The sequence below is a fragment of the Amycolatopsis sp. NPDC104775 genome, from assembly GCF_055583325.1.
Map to the genome: position 1 here is coordinate 1,332,761 of NZ_JBVJOE010000001.1, position 18,158 is coordinate 1,350,918.

The 18,158-nt window shown below is 70.7% G+C and carries 15 protein-coding genes and 1 pseudogene; 5 read left to right on the forward strand and 11 right to left on the reverse strand.

Going from position 1 to position 18,158, the window contains the following annotated elements:
• Window positions 1-135 precede the first annotated feature (135 nt).
• The 4 genes and pseudogenes from ACZ63D_RS05800 to ACZ63D_RS05815 all read right to left on the reverse strand — a co-directional run bounded on the left by ACZ63D_RS05800 (window position 136) and on the right by ACZ63D_RS05815 (window position 5,937).
• Entirely contained in the window at window positions 136-810 is a 675-nt protein-coding gene (locus tag ACZ63D_RS05800; protein WP_465353145.1) for a barstar family protein, read from the reverse strand.
• Window positions 811-881: 71 nt separating this feature from the next.
• On the reverse strand, window positions 882-1,112 hold the full coding sequence (locus ACZ63D_RS05805) for a hypothetical protein (RefSeq protein ID WP_465353146.1): 231 nt from the start codon (window positions 1,110-1,112) through the stop codon (window positions 882-884).
• A gap of 105 nt (window positions 1,113-1,217) precedes the next feature.
• Window positions 1,218-1,793, reverse strand: a pseudogene (locus tag ACZ63D_RS05810) (recombinase family protein); the annotation flags it as partial.
• A gap of 346 nt (window positions 1,794-2,139) precedes the next feature.
• Window positions 2,140-5,937, reverse strand: coding sequence for an nSTAND1 domain-containing NTPase (locus ACZ63D_RS05815; protein ID WP_465353147.1), 3,798 nt, complete (start codon window positions 5,935-5,937; stop codon window positions 2,140-2,142).
• Between the two features lie 193 nt (window positions 5,938-6,130).
• Here ACZ63D_RS05815 and ACZ63D_RS05820 point away from each other — a divergent pair, with 193 nt between their 5' ends.
• Both ACZ63D_RS05820 and ACZ63D_RS05825 read left to right on the forward strand, forming a co-directional pair.
• Window positions 6,131-6,433, forward strand: coding sequence for a DUF6355 family natural product biosynthesis protein (locus ACZ63D_RS05820; RefSeq protein ID WP_465353148.1), 303 nt, complete (start codon window positions 6,131-6,133; stop codon window positions 6,431-6,433).
• 581 nt (window positions 6,434-7,014) lie between these two features.
• Window positions 7,015-7,152 carry a hypothetical protein gene (locus ACZ63D_RS05825; protein ID WP_465353149.1) on the forward strand — a complete coding sequence of 46 codons (138 nt, stop codon included), beginning with the start codon at window positions 7,015-7,017 and terminating at the stop codon, window positions 7,150-7,152.
• Window positions 7,153-7,167: 15 nt separating this feature from the next.
• Here ACZ63D_RS05825 and ACZ63D_RS05830 read toward each other — a convergent pair whose 3' ends face one another.
• Genes ACZ63D_RS05830 through ACZ63D_RS05840 form a run of 3 tightly spaced genes read right to left on the reverse strand, consistent with a single transcriptional unit; the run spans window position 7,168 to window position 9,556 of the window.
• Window positions 7,168-7,464: a hypothetical protein gene (locus ACZ63D_RS05830; RefSeq protein WP_465353150.1), complete on the reverse strand. Its 297-nt coding sequence runs from the start codon at window positions 7,462-7,464 to the stop codon at window positions 7,168-7,170.
• The gene (locus ACZ63D_RS05835) at window positions 7,461-7,952 is read right to left on the reverse strand and encodes a GNAT family N-acetyltransferase (protein ID WP_465353151.1); all 492 of its coding nucleotides are present in this window, start codon (window positions 7,950-7,952) and stop codon (window positions 7,461-7,463) included. The genes ACZ63D_RS05830 and ACZ63D_RS05835 overlap by 4 nt, the downstream gene beginning before the upstream one ends.
• Before the next feature lie 41 nt (window positions 7,953-7,993).
• Window positions 7,994-9,556 carry a deoxyguanosinetriphosphate triphosphohydrolase family protein gene (locus tag ACZ63D_RS05840; RefSeq protein ID WP_465353152.1) on the reverse strand — a complete coding sequence of 521 codons (1,563 nt, stop codon included), beginning with the start codon at window positions 9,554-9,556 and terminating at the stop codon, window positions 7,994-7,996.
• Window positions 9,557-9,594: 38 nt separating this feature from the next.
• Between ACZ63D_RS05840 and ACZ63D_RS05845 the strand changes: the two genes are divergently transcribed.
• Entirely contained in the window at window positions 9,595-10,701 is a 1,107-nt protein-coding gene (locus ACZ63D_RS05845; protein ID WP_465353153.1) for a lycopene cyclase family protein, read from the forward strand.
• A gap of 144 nt (window positions 10,702-10,845) precedes the next feature.
• Window positions 10,846-12,525 (forward strand): EAL domain-containing protein, encoded by a 1,680-nt coding sequence (locus ACZ63D_RS05850; RefSeq protein WP_465353154.1) that lies wholly within the window; start codon window positions 10,846-10,848, stop codon window positions 12,523-12,525.
• Here the strand turns inward: ACZ63D_RS05850 and ACZ63D_RS05855 are convergent.
• From ACZ63D_RS05855 to ACZ63D_RS05865, 3 genes are all read right to left on the reverse strand, one after another.
• Window positions 12,509-13,153 carry a response regulator transcription factor gene (locus ACZ63D_RS05855; RefSeq protein WP_465353155.1) on the reverse strand — a complete coding sequence of 215 codons (645 nt, stop codon included), beginning with the start codon at window positions 13,151-13,153 and terminating at the stop codon, window positions 12,509-12,511. The genes ACZ63D_RS05850 and ACZ63D_RS05855 overlap by 17 nt on opposite strands.
• Entirely contained in the window at window positions 13,150-14,349 is a 1,200-nt protein-coding gene (locus ACZ63D_RS05860) for a sensor histidine kinase (protein ID WP_465353156.1), read from the reverse strand. The genes ACZ63D_RS05855 and ACZ63D_RS05860 overlap by 4 nt, the downstream gene beginning before the upstream one ends.
• Before the next feature lie 461 nt (window positions 14,350-14,810).
• Window positions 14,811-15,353 (reverse strand): snapalysin family zinc-dependent metalloprotease, encoded by a 543-nt coding sequence (locus tag ACZ63D_RS05865; RefSeq protein ID WP_465353157.1) that lies wholly within the window; start codon window positions 15,351-15,353, stop codon window positions 14,811-14,813.
• A 173-nt stretch (window positions 15,354-15,526) separates the two neighbouring features.
• Here ACZ63D_RS05865 and ACZ63D_RS05870 point away from each other — a divergent pair, with 173 nt between their 5' ends.
• On the forward strand, window positions 15,527-17,458 hold the full coding sequence (locus ACZ63D_RS05870) for an ABC1 kinase family protein (protein ID WP_465353158.1): 1,932 nt from the start codon (window positions 15,527-15,529) through the stop codon (window positions 17,456-17,458).
• Here the strand turns inward: ACZ63D_RS05870 and lepB are convergent.
• Window positions 17,373-18,143: a signal peptidase I gene (gene lepB, locus ACZ63D_RS05875; protein WP_465353159.1), complete on the reverse strand. Its 771-nt coding sequence runs from the start codon at window positions 18,141-18,143 to the stop codon at window positions 17,373-17,375. The two genes, ACZ63D_RS05870 and lepB, sit on opposite strands and share 86 nt — an antisense overlap.
• Between the last annotated feature and the right edge of the window lie 15 nt (window positions 18,144-18,158).

Sequence of the window (18,158 nt, forward strand, 5' to 3'; positions counted from 1 at the left end):
CACTCGTGTCCGGGAAAAACGGCCGTTGGAGTGACGTTGGGGAGGCAATTTCCGGTGTCCGCCGGACGTCGTAGGCCGTTCGGCGGATCTGCTGCCGCCCCGGCTGTCCTGGCGGCGCGGGGCTGGACAGTGAGGTCACCGTTCACGCAGTGCGAGGCCGTGGTCGGCGAAGACTTCCGCGACCGCGTCCACGAACTCGTCGCCCAGGGTGCGCCGGGAGTCCGCCGCGGCGTTCCAGAGCACCGAATAGCGCGGCTTCACCTCGGATCCGCCTCGGAGACAGTCGTTGAGCGCGTCCAAGTTCGAGCCGAAGTACCCGCCTGACCCGTTCGCCGCCTCGCCGAGGGCGCAATAGAACGAATCCCGCGACGCCAAGCGCCGCCCGTCGAGGACGATGTCGCCCGTGCCGTAGCGCATGGCGTCTTTCCCCGAAACGAACCACGCGTTTTGCACGACGTGAAGCCAGTCGCCGTGCTGCGCTTCGGGATACCGAGTCCACTCGGAAGGAAGGATCGAGCCGTGGCACCACCGGGCCCAGATCGCCTTCGCGTGCGGGTGCCCCCGACCACCGAGGGAGGGAATTTCGAGGTTCGCCAATCCATCCGGCGTCCGGACAAGGTTTTTCCGCCGCAATTCCACCCGGCCGAGCCAGTAGCGGCCGATCGCCTTTCCGGCATCATCGACTACTTCGATCTCCGCGTCGTCGACAGTCGCCGGTATCGCGTCAGCCGCTCCGCTGACGTTTTCGAGAGTCACCAAAGCCGTCGGGTCGTCAGCGAAGAAGCCGGACAGGGACTCGAAAGGCAGCACTAAACCAGGCCGATCCTCCTGGGAGACAAGCCGATACAACACCATTCCCGCCCGTCGAGGCTCAACCCGCTTTAACCGGCACTGTAATTCACGACCAGTTCGGCCGCGAACTCGTCCGGAACCGGTCCGCGACCGCCGAACGCCATCCACACATACGACTCCACCGCCCCGGCCGCCTCCAGGAACGGACCGAACTCGTCACGCCATCCGGCGCGAGCCGCGGCATCCGGGAAACCCTGGAAAACCGCCAGCTCCGGACCGCGTTCGCCCCAGCATCCCCACTTCCCCGACGGTCCCGTCACCGCGAGCACGTCCGCCGAAACCGCGATCGAGTCCAGGAAGACGCCGGATCCAGGGGGCCCGCCGGGATACGAAAGAAACCTGCCGAGTGAGCGCGTAGGGCCTGGTCAGGCGTTGTTGTCGGCGAGGGCGCGGTAGAGCGAGGCAACTGAGGGGTGTTTGCCGGCGTTCTTGCCGGTTTTGATGGTGAGCTTCTTGACGATCTCGGGCATGGGGGTGCCGTTGTCGCAGAGGGCGCGGGCGAAGGTGAGGGAGTCTTCGTCGATGACTTTGGGGCGGCCGCCGTGGTGGCCTTTGGCAGCGGCGGCTTGCTGGCCTTCGAGAGTTTTCTCGCGGATGTAGTCGCGGTCGAGCTGGGCGGAGTTCGCCAGCACCGCGAACAGCATCGAGCCGACCCCGTTGGGATCGTAGATCCCGGTCAGCGGCGCGGTGAGCAGTTCCAGCTGGATGCCGGCGGCCTCCAGGTCCGTGGCCGTCGTCATCATCTCGGCGGAGTTGCGGGCGGGCCGCTTGTACTCGTGCACGGTGAAGGTCACCGGCTGGTGTGGCGCGGCCGCCTTGATCTGGCGGGCCAGCGCCAGAGCCTTCTCGAACTCGGGGCGCTGCTTGATCCGGCTGGAGATCTTCTCCGAGAAGATCGTGCGGCAGCGGGCCTTGCGCAGCGCCGCGAGCCGCACGTCGAGATCCTGCCCCGTCGGCTGCGAGAGGGGCGGGTCATCGGCGGGCTCCTGTCATGCGGGATCACAACGTCGAGCTCGACGGTAGGGAGCGCGGCGGGTTCGGCGCTTCGGGCCGGGTGACGAAACGGGGGAAGTGCGGTGGTGCACGGTGCACTATGGAGGGCGGGTGCGTGAGAGCGGGGGGAAAGCCGCGCATCGCCGATTCTTCGCGTCCGCCAACTGCCCGAACGGCCCCGCGGCAAAGGCACGTTGAACGGCGCTCGGTCCGGCAGGGCTCTGTCGCCATCACGCGGGCCAAGCCGATCACCGGGAACGTGGTCTTGGCTCGAGGCGATGTCCGCTCGCCGGGTCAGCAGGGAAGTTCGCGGGGCAGGTCGGGGAAATACCGGTGCCATTCCTCAGCGCTGATCGCCGGTGCCGCCATCGCGCAGATGCCGTTCGCCGCGTGGTCGATGTCGGATTCCAGCAGGCGGACCAGATGGTCTTGCCCGCCAGTGGCCAGCGTGTGGCCGTCGGGGGCGAAGGCCGCGGCGTAGACGCGGTCGGTGTGCGCCGCCAGGGTCGCCAGTTCCCGCGGCGTGTGCCGGTCAGCGACGCTCCACAGCCGCACGGTGAGGTCCGCGCTGGCGGAGGCCAAGGTCCGGCCGTCCGGGCTGAACGCCACCGCGTGCACGATGTCGGTGTGCCCGGACAGCGTGATCGGCTGGGCGGTGTGTCCCGGCACGGTCATGTCCCAGAGGCGCACGTTGTGATCCGAGCTTCCGGTGGCCAGGGTCCGGCCGTCGGGGCTGAACGCCACTGACTTCACATTGTCGGTATGGCCGGTCAACGGGGGAAGTTCCGACGGCTGCCGCGGGTCGTGCAGGTCCCACAGCCGTGCTTTGAGGCCGGAATCCGCTGCGGCCAGCAGGTTTCCGTCTGGGCTGAACGCCACGGAATTGACGCTGTCGACGTCAGCGGCGGCGGTGAGCACGGCTCGTTGCTGGCCGCCGGCCACGTCCCACAGCCGCAGCGAGTGGTCTGCGCTACCGGTGGCCAGTGTGCGGCCGTCCGGGCTGAACGCCACCGCGTTCACCGAGTCAGTGTGTCCGGTCAGCACCGACCGCCGGACTGGGCGCCGAGGGTCGCTCAGGTCCCACAGGCGCACGGTGCGGTCGTAACCCGCGGTCGCCGCCGTGCGTCCGTCGGGGCTGAAGGCCACCGCGTTCACCGCGCCGCGGTGCCCGGTGAGCGTGGGCAGTTCCTGGGGTTCTCCGGCGAGGTCCCACAGCCGCACTGTGCCGTCGTAGCCGGCGCTGGCCAGGACACGGCCGTCGGGTCGGTAGGCCACGCCGTAGACGGAGTCGGAGTGGCCGGCGAGCACCCGCCCGGCCAGGTCCCACAGCCGGACCGAACGGTCCACCGAGCCGGAGACCAGGGTGTGGCCGTCGGGGGTGAACGCGACCGCGACGGCCGGGCCGGTGTGCCCGCTGAGCACCACGAGCCGCTTGGGGTTCCGCGGATCGGTGACATCCACCATGGCGACAGTACGGTCCAGGCCGGCGATCGCGAGCGTGTCGCCGCGCGGGCTGAACGCCAGCGCATGGGCGTCCGAGGCGTCGGGCAGGGTGGCCAGATTCTCCAGCGACCCGCTGCCGGTGCGCCTCCACAAGCGAATGACGTGGTCACGGGTCAGCGTGGCCAGCACGGCGCCGCCGGGGCTGACCGCGACCCGGTCGATTCCGGCGTCCGCGGCGACCACTGCCGGGTCTCCGGCCCGGCCGGCGCCGGCGAGCCGCCAGAGCCGGACCGTGCGGTCCCAGCTTCCGGTGACCAGGGTGGCGCCGTCCGGGGTGAACGCGAGCGTGTTCACCAGGTCGGTATGCCCGATCAGCATATTCAGTTCGCGCGGACGCCGGGGGTCTCGGACATCCCACAGGCGCGCGGTGCGATCTTTGCCCGCGGTAGCCAGTACCGGCTCGGTCGGGCTGAACGCGATCGCGATGACGCTGTCGGTGTGTCCGGTCAGCTGGGCCAGTTCGCCCGGCCGTCTCGGATCGGTTACGTCCCAAAGGCGCACAGTCCGGTCGTTGCCGCCGGTCGCGAGGATCTTGCCGTCCGCGCTGAAGGCCGCCGACCAGAGCCGGTCGGTGTGCGCGGTGAGCGTCGCCGACAATGCGGGACGGTGCCGATCAGCGATGTCCCACAGCCGTACGGTGTGGTCTTCGCTCGCAGTGGCCAGGGTCCGGCCGTCCGGGCTGACGGCCACTCGCTCGACGCTGCCGGTGTGTCCGGTCAGCCGGGTCGCGTAGCTGGCGCCGAAGGTGCCGAGCACCCCGTTGTACGCCTGGGCGGAGGGCGCCAGCCGGTAGGCGGCGAGGCTGAGCTGCGCCGCCAGCGCCGGATCGGTGGCGCGCAGGGAGACTGCCTCGGCGGCCACCTTTTGCGACAACAGAACGTTGCGGCTTTCGACCGCCGTGCGTTGCGCGCGTACCGCGGTCAGAGTGGTCGCGATCGCCGTGACGAGCAGTATGCTCAGCAGCGCCACCAATTGCCTCAGCCTGAGAGCGCGGCGTCTGGCCGCCTCGCGTTCCCTGTCCTCGGCGGCCAGGCTGGCGTCGAGGAACTCTCGTTCGACGGGGCCGAGAACCACGTCGGCGGTCGCCGCCCAGTCCCGGGCCTGCTCCAGCCGGGCGCCCCGGTACAGTGCGCCGGAATCCCGCCCGAGGGCGATCCACGTCCCGGCGGCTTCGGTGAGCCTGCGGTGCACCCGCAGACCTTCGCGGTCCTCGGCGATCCAGTCGCGCAATCGGGGCCAGCACGCGATCAGCGCCTCGTGGGCGATCTCCACGCTGCTTTCCGCGAGAGTGAGCAGCCTGGCGCTCGCCAGGCGTTCCAGCACCGCGGCCGTGTCCGGGTCGGCTACGTCCAGTTCGTCCCTGGCGATCCGCCGCTTCGTGTCCTCGGTTCCCTCGCACAGCGCGACAAGCCGGAGAAACAGCGCTTTCACCAGTCGTCGCTGGTGCTCGGCCAGCTCGTTGTAGATGGATTCGGCGGTCTGCGCCAACGCGCCGTGGATGCCGCCCGCGGCCAGGTAGCCGCCTAGGGTGAGAGTGTTGCCGCGCCGCCGTTTCCAGGTTTCACGCAGCGCGTGCGAAAGCAGCGGCAGCACCCCGGCCCGCCCGTCCGTCCGCGCCACCAGTTCGGCCAGGAGCGCGCTCTCGATCGCGCAACCGTCGCGGATCGCGGGCTGGGTGATCGCCCGCCGCAACTCCTCCGTGTTCAGCGGACCGACCACGACCTGGCCGTCCCGCAGCGCGGCCACCAGGCCGGGATGGGCGGTGCAATGGGCGTAGAAGTCGGCGCGAATCCCGAGCACGACCCGGCAACGGCTGCTCGGCGCGGCGACGGCCGCGGTCAGCGCCTCGATGAACCGGATCCGCTCCGCCGGGTCCCGGCACACCGTGAAGACCTCTTCGAACTGGTCTATCACCAGCACCAGCTCGGCCTCCGCCTGCCGGTCCGCCAGCGCGCGCCGTGCCAGGAGGTGCAGGGCGCGCCGGTCCGCGCGCAGTCCGGCATCGACGGATTCCGGTGCGGCGCCGGTGATTCGCGCGAGGCGGACCGCGCACTCCTCCAGCGGGGATGGCCCCGGCGCCAGCAGCACGACCAGGTGCCCGGCATCCCGGAGCCGGGGAACCAGCCCGGCCCGCAGCAGGGACGACTTGCCGGCACCGGAAGCCCCGAACACGGTGATCATCCGGTTGCCGCGCAGGCGTTCCCCGGTCTCGACCACCAGGTCTTCGCGGCCGAAGAAACACGCCGCGTCCTCGGGCTGGAACGCGGCAAGACCGACGTAGGGCGACCGTGAGCCGGCGTCGGCGGCCGGCGAACCGGCCGTCGCGAGTTCGGCCGCGAGTGCGTGCCAGCGCCGCTCCCATTCGGCCACGTCGCCGTCGCAGGCGCGCACATAGGCACGGGTCACCGCCAGGCTCGGCAGCTTCCGGCCCGCCGCCGCACCGGACAACGACGCGGTCGAGTAGTGCAGCCGGCCGGCGAGTTCCCGATAAGTGGGGTGCCCGGCCTTCTCCCGGAGACCGCGCAGATCGGCCGCGAACCGCAGAAGGGGACTGTCCCCTTTGTCGAGCGGCCGCTCCCGTCGCGCCATGCCCCACCCCCTGTCCTGCCTCGCTGATTGTTCACGAATTGATTGTTCACCGTCCACGGGCCGACCCGAAACAACCCGTCCGCACTAAACAAGCACCGGTGACCGTCACCTCATTCCGCGAGGATGGCGCGCACAGCCGAACAGATGCAGATTTCGCGGAATTCCGGCAAAACCCAACCGAAAGGCGTGAAAAATGAGACTCTCGACCAGCTTATTGGCGGCAACGGGGATCGCCCTCGCGACCATCGCCTCGCCCGCCGTCTCCCAAGCGGCTCCGCACGACGGGGCGAGCCTGATCGACTCGCCCTGCGGCCAGTGGAAGGACGCCAACACGGCGTATTACAAGCACTGCGACTGGAACACCCACGTCGAGGTTCGCGTGAACTATTTCGGCGGCGGCGGCTACAATTTCTGCGACACGCAGCCGTTTATCGACATCCCGGTCGGGCCCGCCGACCGCGTTCTGGAATCGGTGTTCACTGGCCATCTGTGCTGATTCCGCGCGCGATCTGCTGACCGGGGCGCGCTCGGCATCCGGCGACCGCATCGCCGGATGCCGAGCGCGGGTTTCACTTGGACGGCGCCCTCATGCGTGCCCGGCGGAGCGAAGCCCGGAACGACCTCGGCGGGTCGGCCCTTCCAGTCCGAAAGAACAGGTGCGATTTCGAGAGCGCGCAGGCCTGCGGACGGCCGAACCGACCGGCAAGCCGCACGTTTTCTGCCTTCTTCGGCACCACGAAGGCGATCGACACCGGTATCCGCTCCCGCAGGTCCGCTATCCGGCATGCCGGCGCAGATCGCGCACCGATGAGGTTTCCGCGCCGCGCCCGTCTGTACCGGTGAAACCCACTCGCAGGAGGACTGGCATGACACGGAAGCGGCACGCTCGTCGGTGACGAGACCGCGCTGTTCGCTGTCGTGCCGGATTCCTCGGCGCTCCAGGCGAGCAGCCCGTCGATGGACGGAAAGCGGCTGGTCAGTGCCTGTTCCGAACAGCATGTGAACGAGCTGGCCGAGTAGTACCGCCGACGTCCGTACGTCGACTCGGAACTGCGGGCAGGAAAGGTTCTGCGGGCAGTGAGCGAGAATCCGGGCCGGTACATCGAAGACGCGTTCTTGGCCGCGGAGACCGGCCTGACGGTCGCGCAGATCCACGCCGGCATCACCTGGCACAACGAACGAGCCCGCTCCTTCCACCAACGCGGCGACGCCTGACCAGGCCCTACGCGCTCACTTGGCAGGTTTCTCCCATATCCCGGCGGCCCCCGATCCAGGGCCGATCGCCGCCCAGTAAGCGTCCTCGTCCGCCTCCGCGGGCACCGAAACCGTCCGTCGGTCACCGGGTTCCAGCACCAGGAGGTCGATCCGGTCGTCGCCGTGCCAGCGGGCCATTTCGCGGAGCGCGGGCCAGAGTTCCGGGGCAAGCACCACGTCGTACTCGCAGAACAGCGAATCCCCCAGCGGCTCCCGGAACACTTGGCCGGGCAGCCGGGCGTCGAGAGCGAAAACCTCCGCGAAGCGAGTCACAGCTCCAGCCACATGATCCGCAACCCCACCCGTCCCTCGACCGGATGCTGGAACGCTCCCGGCGCCACCCCCAGCGTCACGAACCCGAGACTCTCGTACAACCGGATCGCGGGCGCATTCGTCTCGACCACCGCATTGAACTGAATCGCCGCGAACCCGGTCCGCCGAGCCCAGGCGATCAGGTCGACCGCCAGCGCCCGCCCCACACCCGAACCGCGCGCGTCCCGGGACACCATCAAGCTCCCCGAAGCGACGTGGCTGCCCGGGCCGGGCCGGTTGGCGTACATGTTCGCCGTGCCCAGCACCCGGTCGCCGTCGACCGCGACGACGACCCGCGCCGGGGCGGGGACCAGCCACTGCCGGCGGGCTTCCGGCTCGGTCATCGCCGGGTCGTAGGGAAACGTCCGCTGCTCGGTCACCACATCCCGGATGATCGGCCAGATCCCCGGCCAATCGCCGGCTCCGGCTTCCCGGATCGCAAAAGGCATCCGCCTACCGTGCTGATCAAGCCCCAGCGAGCGCAACCGATTTACAGCACGAAGGAGTCCGACCAAGGCTGGCTCGACCGGCCCGACAAGGCGTCCAGCAACGTCACCGCCTGCTTGTCGGTCAGCGAAGCCACGAAGTCGACCACCGCCCGGCCTCGGGCCAGCCCGCGCACCGCGTCCGCGCCTTCGATCCGCTCCCCGGTGGCACCGACAAGCAGCTCCGGCGCGGTCCGGGCCAGGTCCGCGTACTCCTCGCGCGCCAGTTCCATCAGGTCGTGCAGCCGGCGCGGCAGACGGGAGGCCTCATCGCGATCGAGCAGCCACGCGTCGAGCGCGTCCACCAGCGTCGTCACCAGGCTGGCCTGGCCGCGCTGGTGCAGGGCGAGATCGGGGCGCAGCAGCACGAACCGACGGTGGACGAACTTCAAGACCTGCACCTCGTGCCATTGCGCGGGCCGCAGCGAGACGTGCCCGGACCGGATCGGCGGCGACGGCAGGACGTAAACCCCGTCCACCAGCCGCGCCATCCAGTTCGCCGAGAACGCGGCGGTCGCTTGCTCGGCTTCGGTGGAACCGTCGAAACCGTCCGCGAGCAGGCCGTCGACCAGTTCGCGCTGCACGCGCGCGACCGCCGCGGCGAAGGCGTCGTCGTCCACGATCCAGCTGTCTTTCAGGTGCATCCGGCGGCGCATCCGCTCCAGGGAACGGCCTGGGCGGCGGATCTCCGCGGTCAGCCGGGCGTCGTCCAGAGACGCCAGCTCGACGGCGTGCGCCAGCCACTCCCCCAGTTCGGCGGCGACGGGCGCGTGTTGCAGGACGCCGATGCGGTGGAAGTCCTGCAGGTCGTGGATCGCGTACGCGATGTCGTCGGCAGTGTCCATCACGGACGCTTCCACCGTCTGCTGCCACGGCTCGATCCGCCCGGCGAACGGGGCCCGCGCCTGCTCGAAGTCGTCCAATTCCGTGACGTAGGCGGAAAACTTGCTCGCGCCGGTGCCCGGGGCGTCGTCGGGCTCGGCGGCGCCGCGGGGCGGCAACGGCATCTCGGTCGGATGCGGCTGCGGGTAGTGCAGGCGGGCCCACGGGTATTTCAAGACCGCGGCGCGGACCGCGGTCGTCAGGTCGAGGCCGATGGCGGACGGACCGCGGACGTCGGTCGTGGTGATGATGCGGAACGACTGCGCGTTGCCCTCGAACCCGTCGGCGAGGCCGAACCGGTGCCGCGCGATCCGGTCCAGGGTCTGCTCGCCGAGATGCCCGAACGGCGGGTGCCCGAGGTCGTGCGCCAGCGCCGCGGCCTCGCACGCGTCCGGGTCGCAGCCGCCGAGTTTCGCGGCCAGTTCGGCCGGTTCGCTCGACCCGGTGATCCGCTCCGCGATCCCGCGCGCGACCTGCGCGACCTTGAGGCTGTGCGTCAGCCGGTTGTGCAGCAGCCCGGCCCCGCCCGCGCTCACCACCTGGGTGACCCCGCCGAGCCGCGCGAAGAACGGCGACGCGGTGATCCGGTCCCGGTCGACGCGGAACGGGCTGGTCGCCAGATCGGTGAACCCGCCTGCCCCGTTCTGCGGGTCCCGGCGAGCTGCCCTCGGATCGGTCTCGTCCATGTGTCTCACCGTATCCGGCCGTCCGGCAGGATTGCGGGATGACCGACGTGCTGGTGGCGGGCGGCGGCCCGGCCGGACGGGCGCTGGCGGCCGCGTGCGCCCGGCGGGGCCTGGAGACCGCCGTGCTCGACCCGGATCCGCACCGGAAGTGGCCGAACACTTACGGATTGTGGGCGGACGAAGTGCCGGACCTGCCGGACGAAGCGGTCGCGGCGGCTCCGGCGACGACGCTGGCGTTCGGGACCCGCGAGCACCGCATCGACCGGGGGTACCGGGTGCTCGACAACGCCGGGCTGCGGGAATGGCTCACCGAACCGGAGGTCCAGGTCATCGCAGGCAAGGCAACCGGCGCGGAGCACGGACCGCACGGTTCGACGGTCTTGCTCGCCGACGGCAGGCGGCTGGCGGCGGCGGTGTTCGTGGACGCGTCCGGCGCGCCCAAGCTCCGTCCCCCGCGAGCCGAGCAGACCGCGTACGGGCTCGTGCTGCCCGCGGATCAGGCCGAGCGACTGGCCCCGCCCGACGCCGCCGTATTCATGGACTGGCGCGACGGCACGGACAGCTTCCGCTACGTCCTGCCCCTCGGCGACGGCTCCGTATTGGTCGAGGAGACGTCGCTGGCCCGTAAGCCCGGGCTTCCGGTGGCCGAACTCGCCCGCCGGCTGCACGGGCGGCTCGCCGCGGCCGGAATCGCTCCGGCGGGCCGGGTCGAGCGGGTGCGGATCGTGCTCGACGTCCCGCTGCCGAAGCGCGGCCAGGCGGTGCCGTTCGGGGTCGCGGGCGCGCTCGTGCACCCGGCGACCGGCTACAGCCTCGCGGCCGCACTGCACCTCGCGCCGCGCGTCGCGGAGGCTCTCGCGAGCGCGTTCGACGCGGGCCCGGCGGCCGCGGCCAGTGCTGCCCGGAAGGCATTGTGGCCGCCCGAAGCCCGTGCCGTGCATGCCTTGCGCCGCCACGGACTCCGTGCATTGTGCGGAATGTCACCCGCTCAGTCAGCGCAATTTTTCGACCTGTTCTTCGCTCTTCCGGTCCCGGCGCAGCGCGCGTTCACCTCGGGCCGCGCCGACCTGCCCGGCACCGTCGCGACCATGGCAAACTTGTTCCGGACGGCTCCGGCCGGGCTGCGCCGGAGACTGCTCGGCTGAGGCGGCGCCGGGAATTTTCCCCTTCCCGATCGAGGGAACGGAAATGCATTTTGTTACTCCGTTCCGGTGGCCAAAGTGCCGCGCTGGTGAACATCAGCTGACAACGGTTTCGCGGCGGCCTTCGGCGGTGCCAGTATCGCGTCCGTGACGACGCTGCGTGCGGTCCGATTCGCCTTCCAGCCGATGTACAGCTTGCACACCGGCGGGGTCGTCGCGTACGAAGCGCTGGCCCGGCCGGGCCGGGGCACGGCGCACGAACTGCTCGCCGAGGCCCGCCGCGCGGGCCGGCTCGCCGAGGTCGACCTCGGGCTGGCCGCCGCCGCGGTGCGCCAGGAGGCCGAGCGGCCCAGCGCGCTCCCGCTGCACCTCAACGTCTCCGCGCGCACCCTCGCGTCGCCGCTGGAGACCTTCGACGAGCTGATCGCCGAACTCGGCACGGCCGGACGGCGCACCCGCGACGTGGTGCTCGAGATCGGCCCGCCGTTCACGCACCTGCCGACCGGCCGCCTGCTCGACGGCATGCGCGCGCTCACCGAACTGGGCTTCCGGCTCGCTCTCGACGGCCTCGGCCGCGGCGACCTCCCGCTGGCGCTGCTCGCGCAGTCGCCGGTGGACCTGGTGAAGCTCGACCGCAGCGTGCTGCGCGGCCTGCCCGGCGACCCGGCGTCGACCGCCGTCGTCGAGGCGCTGCTGCACTACACGACGCGCACGAACATCCGGCTGGTCGCGACCGGGATCGAGACCGAGTCGCAGCTGGACGCGGCGCAGAGCCTCGGCGTCCGGATCGCGCAGGGCAACCTGCTCGCCCCGCCCGCCGCGCACCGGTCCGCGGCGGCCTCCGGCGCGGTCCTTCCCGAGGACCGGCGCTCGCCCGCCCCGCCGCAGGCCCCGCGCGTCGGCGATTTCCTGCGCCCCGCAACGACTTTGCCGGTCGACGCGACCTGCGACGACGTCCGCGAGGTGCTCGCCGCGGCCGACGCGCCCAGCGGCGTGGTCGGCGTCGACGCGGACAACCGTCCACAGTGGTCGGTCGACCGGACGCGGTTCCTCGTGACGATCACCGGTCCGTACGGGCACGCCCTGCACGCGAAACGCGCCGCCGCGCGGCTGGCGGACAAACCGCATCTGATCGAGGCGGGCGCGAGCGCGCTGGAGTTCCTCGAACTGGTCACCGACGCCGACTGGGGCCGCACCGGCGACGACGTCGTGGTGGTCGACGCGGCCGGGCATTGCCTCGGTGTCGTGCTGGTGACCGAGGTCGTGCGCGGGGTCGCCGAGGCGAAGGTCGAGGAAGCGGTCACGCTCAGCCCGCTCACCCGGCTGCCGGGCAGCGAGGCGGCGGCGCGCGACGTCGAACGCCGGATCGCCAGCGGCGAGCCGTTCGTGGCGGCGTGGCTGGACGTCGACGCGTTCAAGTCGGTCAACGACAACGCCGGGTTCGCCGCGGGCGACGACCTGATCCGCGCGCTAGGCGAAACCCTCACCGACCTTTCCCGGCGGCTGCCGCGGATGCGGGTGAGCCACGTCGGCGGCGACGATTTCCTGATCGTGTGCGACGTGGACGAGATCGGCACGGTCGCCGCGGCTCTGCTCGACACCCACTGGTCCGCCGAGGGCATGCCGGTCACGGTCTCCCTGGCCACCCTCGTCTGCGGCAGCGGCTCCATTCCGTCCTATCGGGACGCTTCCCGGCTGCTCGCACCGCTCAAGAAACGTGCCAAAGCCGTCCCCGGCTCCAGCTGGGTCCTCAGCCGCCCCGGCAGCGACCGGGTCGAGGTGTTGCGAGGCATCGGCCGGGACGTCGCCATCAGCCGTTCGGCCTGACGAATCCCGACTCGTACGCCCGGATCACCGCCTGCGTCCGGTCCCGCGCGCCCAGTTTCGACAGCACGTTCCCGACGTGTGTCTTCACCGTCTGCACCCCCAGGAACAGCTCCGCGGCGATTTCCCCATTGGACAGTCCCGCCGCCATCAGGCGCAGCACGTCGCGTTCCCGTTCGGTCAGGAAGTCCAGCGGGGCCGCAGCACTCGGCGAACGGCGCGCGGCCATGCCCCGGATCGCGGCGGGGAACAGCAGCGAATCCCCCGCCAGCACCGTGCGGATCCCCGCGACGATTTCCTCCGGCCGGGCGCGTTTCAGCAGAAATCCGCTCGCGCCAGCGAGCAACGCGTCATACACGTAGTCGTCGTTTTCGAAGGTGGTCACCACGATCACCTTCGGCGGATCCTCCACAGTGGACAGCAGATGCTCGGTCGCGCGGATCCCGTCCACCGCGGGCATCCGCACGTCCATCAGCACGACGTCCGGCCGCAGCCGCGCGACCAGCCCGGGCACTTCCGCGCCGTCGGACGCCTCGCCGACCACGGTCAGGTCCGGTTCGCTGTCCACGATCGCGCGGAGCCCGGCCCGGATCAGCCGTTCGTCGTCCACCAGCAGGACTCGCACGCTCACCGGTTCCCCCACGGCACCGTCACCACGACCTCCCAGTTTTCGCCCACCGGCCCCGCGGACAGCTTGCCACCCACCAGTTCCGCCCGCTCCGCCATGCCCCGCAGCCCACGTCCGCCGCGGGCGCGCGAGGGCCGGGCCGCGCCGAGCGGGTTCGCCACCGCGGCCCGCAACTGTCCCTCCGCGACCGTCACCGCGACGCTGACCGGCACCTTGCCCGCGTACCGCACCGCGTTCGTGAGGCATTCCTGCAGGATCCGGTACACCTCGCGGGAAACCACCGCGGGCACTTTCGCGAGGTCGCCCTCCAGTTCGTAGCGGCAATCCGTGCCGGACTGCTGCGTGACGGTGATCAGCGCGGGCAGGTTGGCGAGGCCCGCGTGCGGGGTCCGGTCGCGGGCTTCGTCGCGAAGCAGGCCGAGCACGTGGTCCAGGTCGTCGAGCGCGGTGCGGGCGGATTCCTCGATCGCGGTGAGCGCTTCCTCAGCGAAGCCGGGGTCGGTGTGCAACGTCTTGCGCGCAGCCCCGGCTTGCAGCGTGACCACGGAAAGCGCGTGCCCGACGGAATCGTGAAGCTCGCGTGCGAGCCGCGTGCGCTCGGCGAGCTGATCGGTACGACGTTCGAGCTGCGCGATGCGTTCGGCGGCGGACCAGCCAAGCAACCGAGCCGCCGCGCGGCGCAGCAATCCGCCGACGCCCCACACGGCATAGACCAGCACTACGAATGCCACCGCGAAGACCGCGGGCAGCCACGCCGAAGCCCAACCGCGCGGAACCGTCAGGTGAAAATCCGGCGTGTCGACAAGCCGACCCGTGAAGACCGCGTTGATCGCGAAGCCGAACCCAGCCGGCACCGCGAGCGTCGCGAGCCCGGTGAACAGACCGGTCACGACGTGCAGCACGAACATCGTCGCGCACCGCAGCCGTCCGCGGCCGGGCGCGGGCTGAGCGAGCAATTCCCGCACCGCCGCGGCCTCCAGCACCCGCACCGCGGGCAGGAACGCGGTCGCGCCGAGCACGACGAGCATCACGACGAACCCGGTGGGACTCGCCCACCCCATCGTCGTAGCGAACGGCACCAACGCGGGCATCGCGACCATGGCGAGCAGCAGATACGGCACGCTGAGCGCGGCACCGAGGATCAAGTACACCCACCGGCGATAGGTGACCGCGCTGACCAGCGGACGGAAGAAACGCACCCGCCAATCCTGACAGGCGGTTTCGCCGGACGCCTCCCTCCTGGGCGGGACCCGGCCGCCGAATTTTCTGTCGGAGACCCGGCACTGTCTCACCGGACGTCGAGATCCAGTACGCCTGGCACGAGCAGCCCGCCGTACTGACGCTGGCCGGAGGGCGGATTTTCGACGCGGGTTACGGCACCGAACCGCTGACTGTCGCGCTGCGCGAAAGCGGCTTAGAGGTGGCGGGATTCGACGTCAGCACCGGCATACTCAAGACTGGCCGCCACCGCTTCGTCAATCCCGGCGGACGCGTTCACCGAGGCCGGATTCCGGCTCTCGGTGCTCAGCGAACCGAAACCGGTGCCGGAGGCGGGAAAGCCGTTCCTCAAGGACTACCAGATGCTGTGCGTCAGCCCGAGCTTCCTGCCGCGGGCGGAATGAGCGCGCGGGCCGGATCCGCTCCGGCCCGCGCATCGTCCTCAGTAGACAGTCGTGGTCACCCGGGTGCCCGCGGCCCGGACTCCGTTGGCCCACAACTGCTGGACCTTCGCCGCTTCCTGCGCGTCCGGTTTGGCGTTGGTGCACGACGTGCCCGGGCCGTGGCCGGACATCAGCTCGGTGCACGGACCCTCGTAGTGGTCCGGCAGGCCGAGGTTGTGGCCGAGTTCGTGCGCGGCGATGCGGGTCGGGTCGTAGCCCTCGGCGACCTGGCTCGTGTCCAGGTAGACGTCGCCGTTGCCGTGCCCGTCGGTCTGCGTGTACGACCCGCCGCTGTGCACCTCGTGGATCACGACCGTCGCCTTGCCCTCGTCCTTCACCAGCCGCACGTCGCTGACCGCGGCGTTCCAGTTGGCCGCGCCCTGGTCGATCTGCGCGAGGTAGTCCGGCGCGCCGGCCGAGCTGTAGTAGACGGTGGTCGCCGCGGCGGCGGACGCGGCGGGTGCGGTGGCCAGGCCGAGACCGAACGGCGCGGCGGCGACCGCGGCCAGCGCGGCGATCCGCCGGAACCCTCGTGCGTGCATCGTGTCCTCCGTAGCTCATCGGGAAAGCAAGCAACCCTTTGTCCGCTGGATGACGTTAGAAGTTCACCACCAGTGGCGACTACGTCCGAAAGTAGGACGCTCCCCCGCGAGAGGGAGGCCCGTCCCGCCCCGGCTGGATCCGCGCGTGCCGCCGCGCTGGTGTCCTGGTCGGCATGCAAACGCTGCTGCTCGGCCTGCTGGCCTATGTCGTCGCGCTGTGGCCGCTCGTCGCCGCGGCCCGCAAAGTGCTCGGGGTGCGCGTCGGTCTCGTCCGGGCGCTCGGCGCGGCGCTCGCGGGCTGGATCGTCGCGGGCACCGTCGTCCGGCTGTTCCCGATCGCCGTCCTGACCAACGCCGGGGTCGCGATCGGACTGCTGGTCCCGTTGGCGGGCAGCGCGCTCGCGGTGACGCTGCTGGTCCTTTTCGTCGCCGAACTCGCGATCCCGTCCGGCGGGCCGGGGTTGTTCGCCCGGATGCGGTCGCTGCGGTCCCGCGCGGCCCGCACCCGGCGTTACTCCCGGATCATGCGCATCGCGATCCGCCACGGCCTCGGCTCGTTCCTCACCGGCCGTCGCACCGCGGATCCCGACGGCTCGGCGAAACTCGCGCGGTCACTGCGGCTGGCACTCGAAGAAGCGGGCGTGACGTTCGTGAAACTCGGCCAGCTTCTCTCCACTCGCGCGGATCTCCTGCCTCCGGTGTACATCCGCGAACTCAGCCGGCTGCACGATCAGGTTCCGCCCGCGCCCGAAGACGAGGTTCGCGCTCTGCTGGACGAAGAAATCGACCTCGCCGCCTTCGCCCACTTCGACGACAAACCCCTTGCCGCAGCGTCGATCGCGCAGGTTTACGGTGCTCGGCTGCGCTCCGGCGCCGAGGTCGTCGTGAAGGTCCAACGGCCCGGAATCCGCGAACAGGTGGAACGCGACATCGACATCGTCCGCCGCCTCGCCGCCGTGCTGTACGAACGCGCGGCCTGGGCGCGTTCCCTCGGCGTGCTGGAGCTGGCCGACGGATTCGCCGAATCCCTTGAGGACGAACTCGATTTCCGCACCGAAGCCGCGAACATCGAAGCCATCGCCGCGCATCCGATCCCCGGCGTCACCCTGCCGACTGTCCACAAAGCACTGTCCACAGAGCGCGTTCTGGTGATGCGACGGCTCGACGGCAAACCGCTGTCCACCTGTTCCGGGCGCTCCCGCGAAGACCTGGCCCGCACCTTCCTGCGCGGCCTGCTCGACCAGGTGCTGCTGGGCGGGGTGTTCCACGCGGATCCGCACCCGGGCAACGTTCTGCTGCTCGAAGACGGCACCCTCGGCCTGCTCGACTTCGGTTCCGTCGGCCGCCTCGACACCGGGCTGCGCGCCGGTCTGCAAGCCCTGCTGCCCGCCGTCGACCGCGGCGATCCGGCCGGTGTCCGCGACGGACTGCTGGACATCGTCCACCGCCCCGACGACCTCGACGAGCAACGCCTGGAACGCGCCCTCGGCACCCTGCTCGCCCGCCACTTCGGACCCGGCAGGACGCCCGGTCTCGACCTGTTCACCGGTCTGTTCCGCGTCATCGCCGACTTCCGGCTGGCCGTCCCGCCGCCGATCGCCGCCGTGTTCCGGGCGCTGGCGACCATGGAAGGCACCCTCGCGACGCTCGCCCCGGACTTCGATCTGGTCGCCGAATCCCGCGCGTTCGCCACCGACCGCCTCGGCCTGCGCCCGGAAACCCTGCGCCGCACCGTCACCGACGAATTCACCGCACTGCTGCCGGTGCTGCGCCGCCTGCCGCGCCGGATCGACCGGATCGGCGCGGCGCTGGAAGAAGGCAGGCTGTCGGTGAACCTTCGGCTGTTCTCCGACGAACGCGACCGCGACCTGGTCACCGGCCTGGTGCACGAGGTGCTGCTGGCGCTGGTCGGCATCGCGACCGGGCTCATGGCCGTGCTGCTGCTGGCCAGTTCGAGCGGCCCGCAGCTGGTGCCGGGGCTGACGCTGAACCACGTGTTCGGCTACAACCTGCTGATGATCAGCGCACTGGCGGGACTGCGGCTGCTTTTCGTCGTCTTCCGGCGCTCCGGAAGGCAGTCACGAGCAGACCGGCGAACCCGATGATGAACACTCCCGCCCCGGCTCCGGCGAGAATCCGGCCGGTCACCGGCCCGGAATCCGGCTCGGTCGCGCCGGGCAGCCCGGCGTCGGTGAACGCGGTCGTCGGCGGGATTTCCTTGACCCAGAACAGGTTACCGGTCGCCGAGACGACTCCGTGCACTTCGGACAGCGGCACCGCACCGCCACCGGGATTGTTGACGCGCCACCGGGAGTCGTCCGCGAGGTCCCGCTGGTCCCCCGCCGTGAACACCGTGCCCTGCGGCACTTTCGCGTAGAACGGCGTCTGCTCGCCGACCGCGTAAGGCTCGTCGATCGACTTGCCGTTCACCTTGATCCGGTGCTGCAGGTCGCAGCACTCGACCTCATCGCCGCCGACCGCGATCACGCGTTGCAGGAACATCCCGCGCCGTCCGTCGCGGAACGCACTGGCGTTGAAGACGATGACGTCGCCGCGATGGATCTCCTGGCCCTCGCGCAACCCGAAGACCACCCGCTCGCCCGGAACCATGGTGTGCGCCATCGCCTTGCCAGTCACGGTGAGCGACCGGTAGCTGAACACCTTGACGAGCCCGGTCACCGCCACGACCGACCCCGCGATCGCGACCACCGCGAAGACCGCGAGCAACCAGGGAAACCGGCGCGGCACACGCACGGCCGGAGGCGGAGCAGCAGGGAAGCCTTCTGTCACAAAGCGATCATCGGC

Bases quoted from the DNA above. Each gene is read 5' to 3' on its own strand.
- ACZ63D_RS05815 (WP_465353147.1), bottom strand. From the start codon at position 5,937: ATGGCGCGACGGGAGCGGCCGCTCGACAAAGGGGACAGTCCCCTTCTG.
- ACZ63D_RS05865 (WP_465353157.1), bottom strand. From the start codon at position 15,353: ATGCACGCACGAGGGTTCCGGCGGATCGCCGCGCTGGCCGCGGTCGCC.
- ACZ63D_RS05820 (WP_465353148.1), top strand. From the start codon at position 6,131: ATGAGACTCTCGACCAGCTTATTGGCGGCAACGGGGATCGCCCTCGCG.
- ACZ63D_RS05835 (WP_465353151.1), bottom strand. From the start codon at position 7,952: ATGCCTTTTGCGATCCGGGAAGCCGGAGCCGGCGATTGGCCGGGGATC.
- ACZ63D_RS05840 (WP_465353152.1), bottom strand. From the start codon at position 9,556: ATGGACGAGACCGATCCGAGGGCAGCTCGCCGGGACCCGCAGAACGGG.
- ACZ63D_RS05845 (WP_465353153.1), top strand. From the start codon at position 9,595: ATGACCGACGTGCTGGTGGCGGGCGGCGGCCCGGCCGGACGGGCGCTG.
- ACZ63D_RS05870 (WP_465353158.1), top strand. From the start codon at position 15,527: ATGCAAACGCTGCTGCTCGGCCTGCTGGCCTATGTCGTCGCGCTGTGG.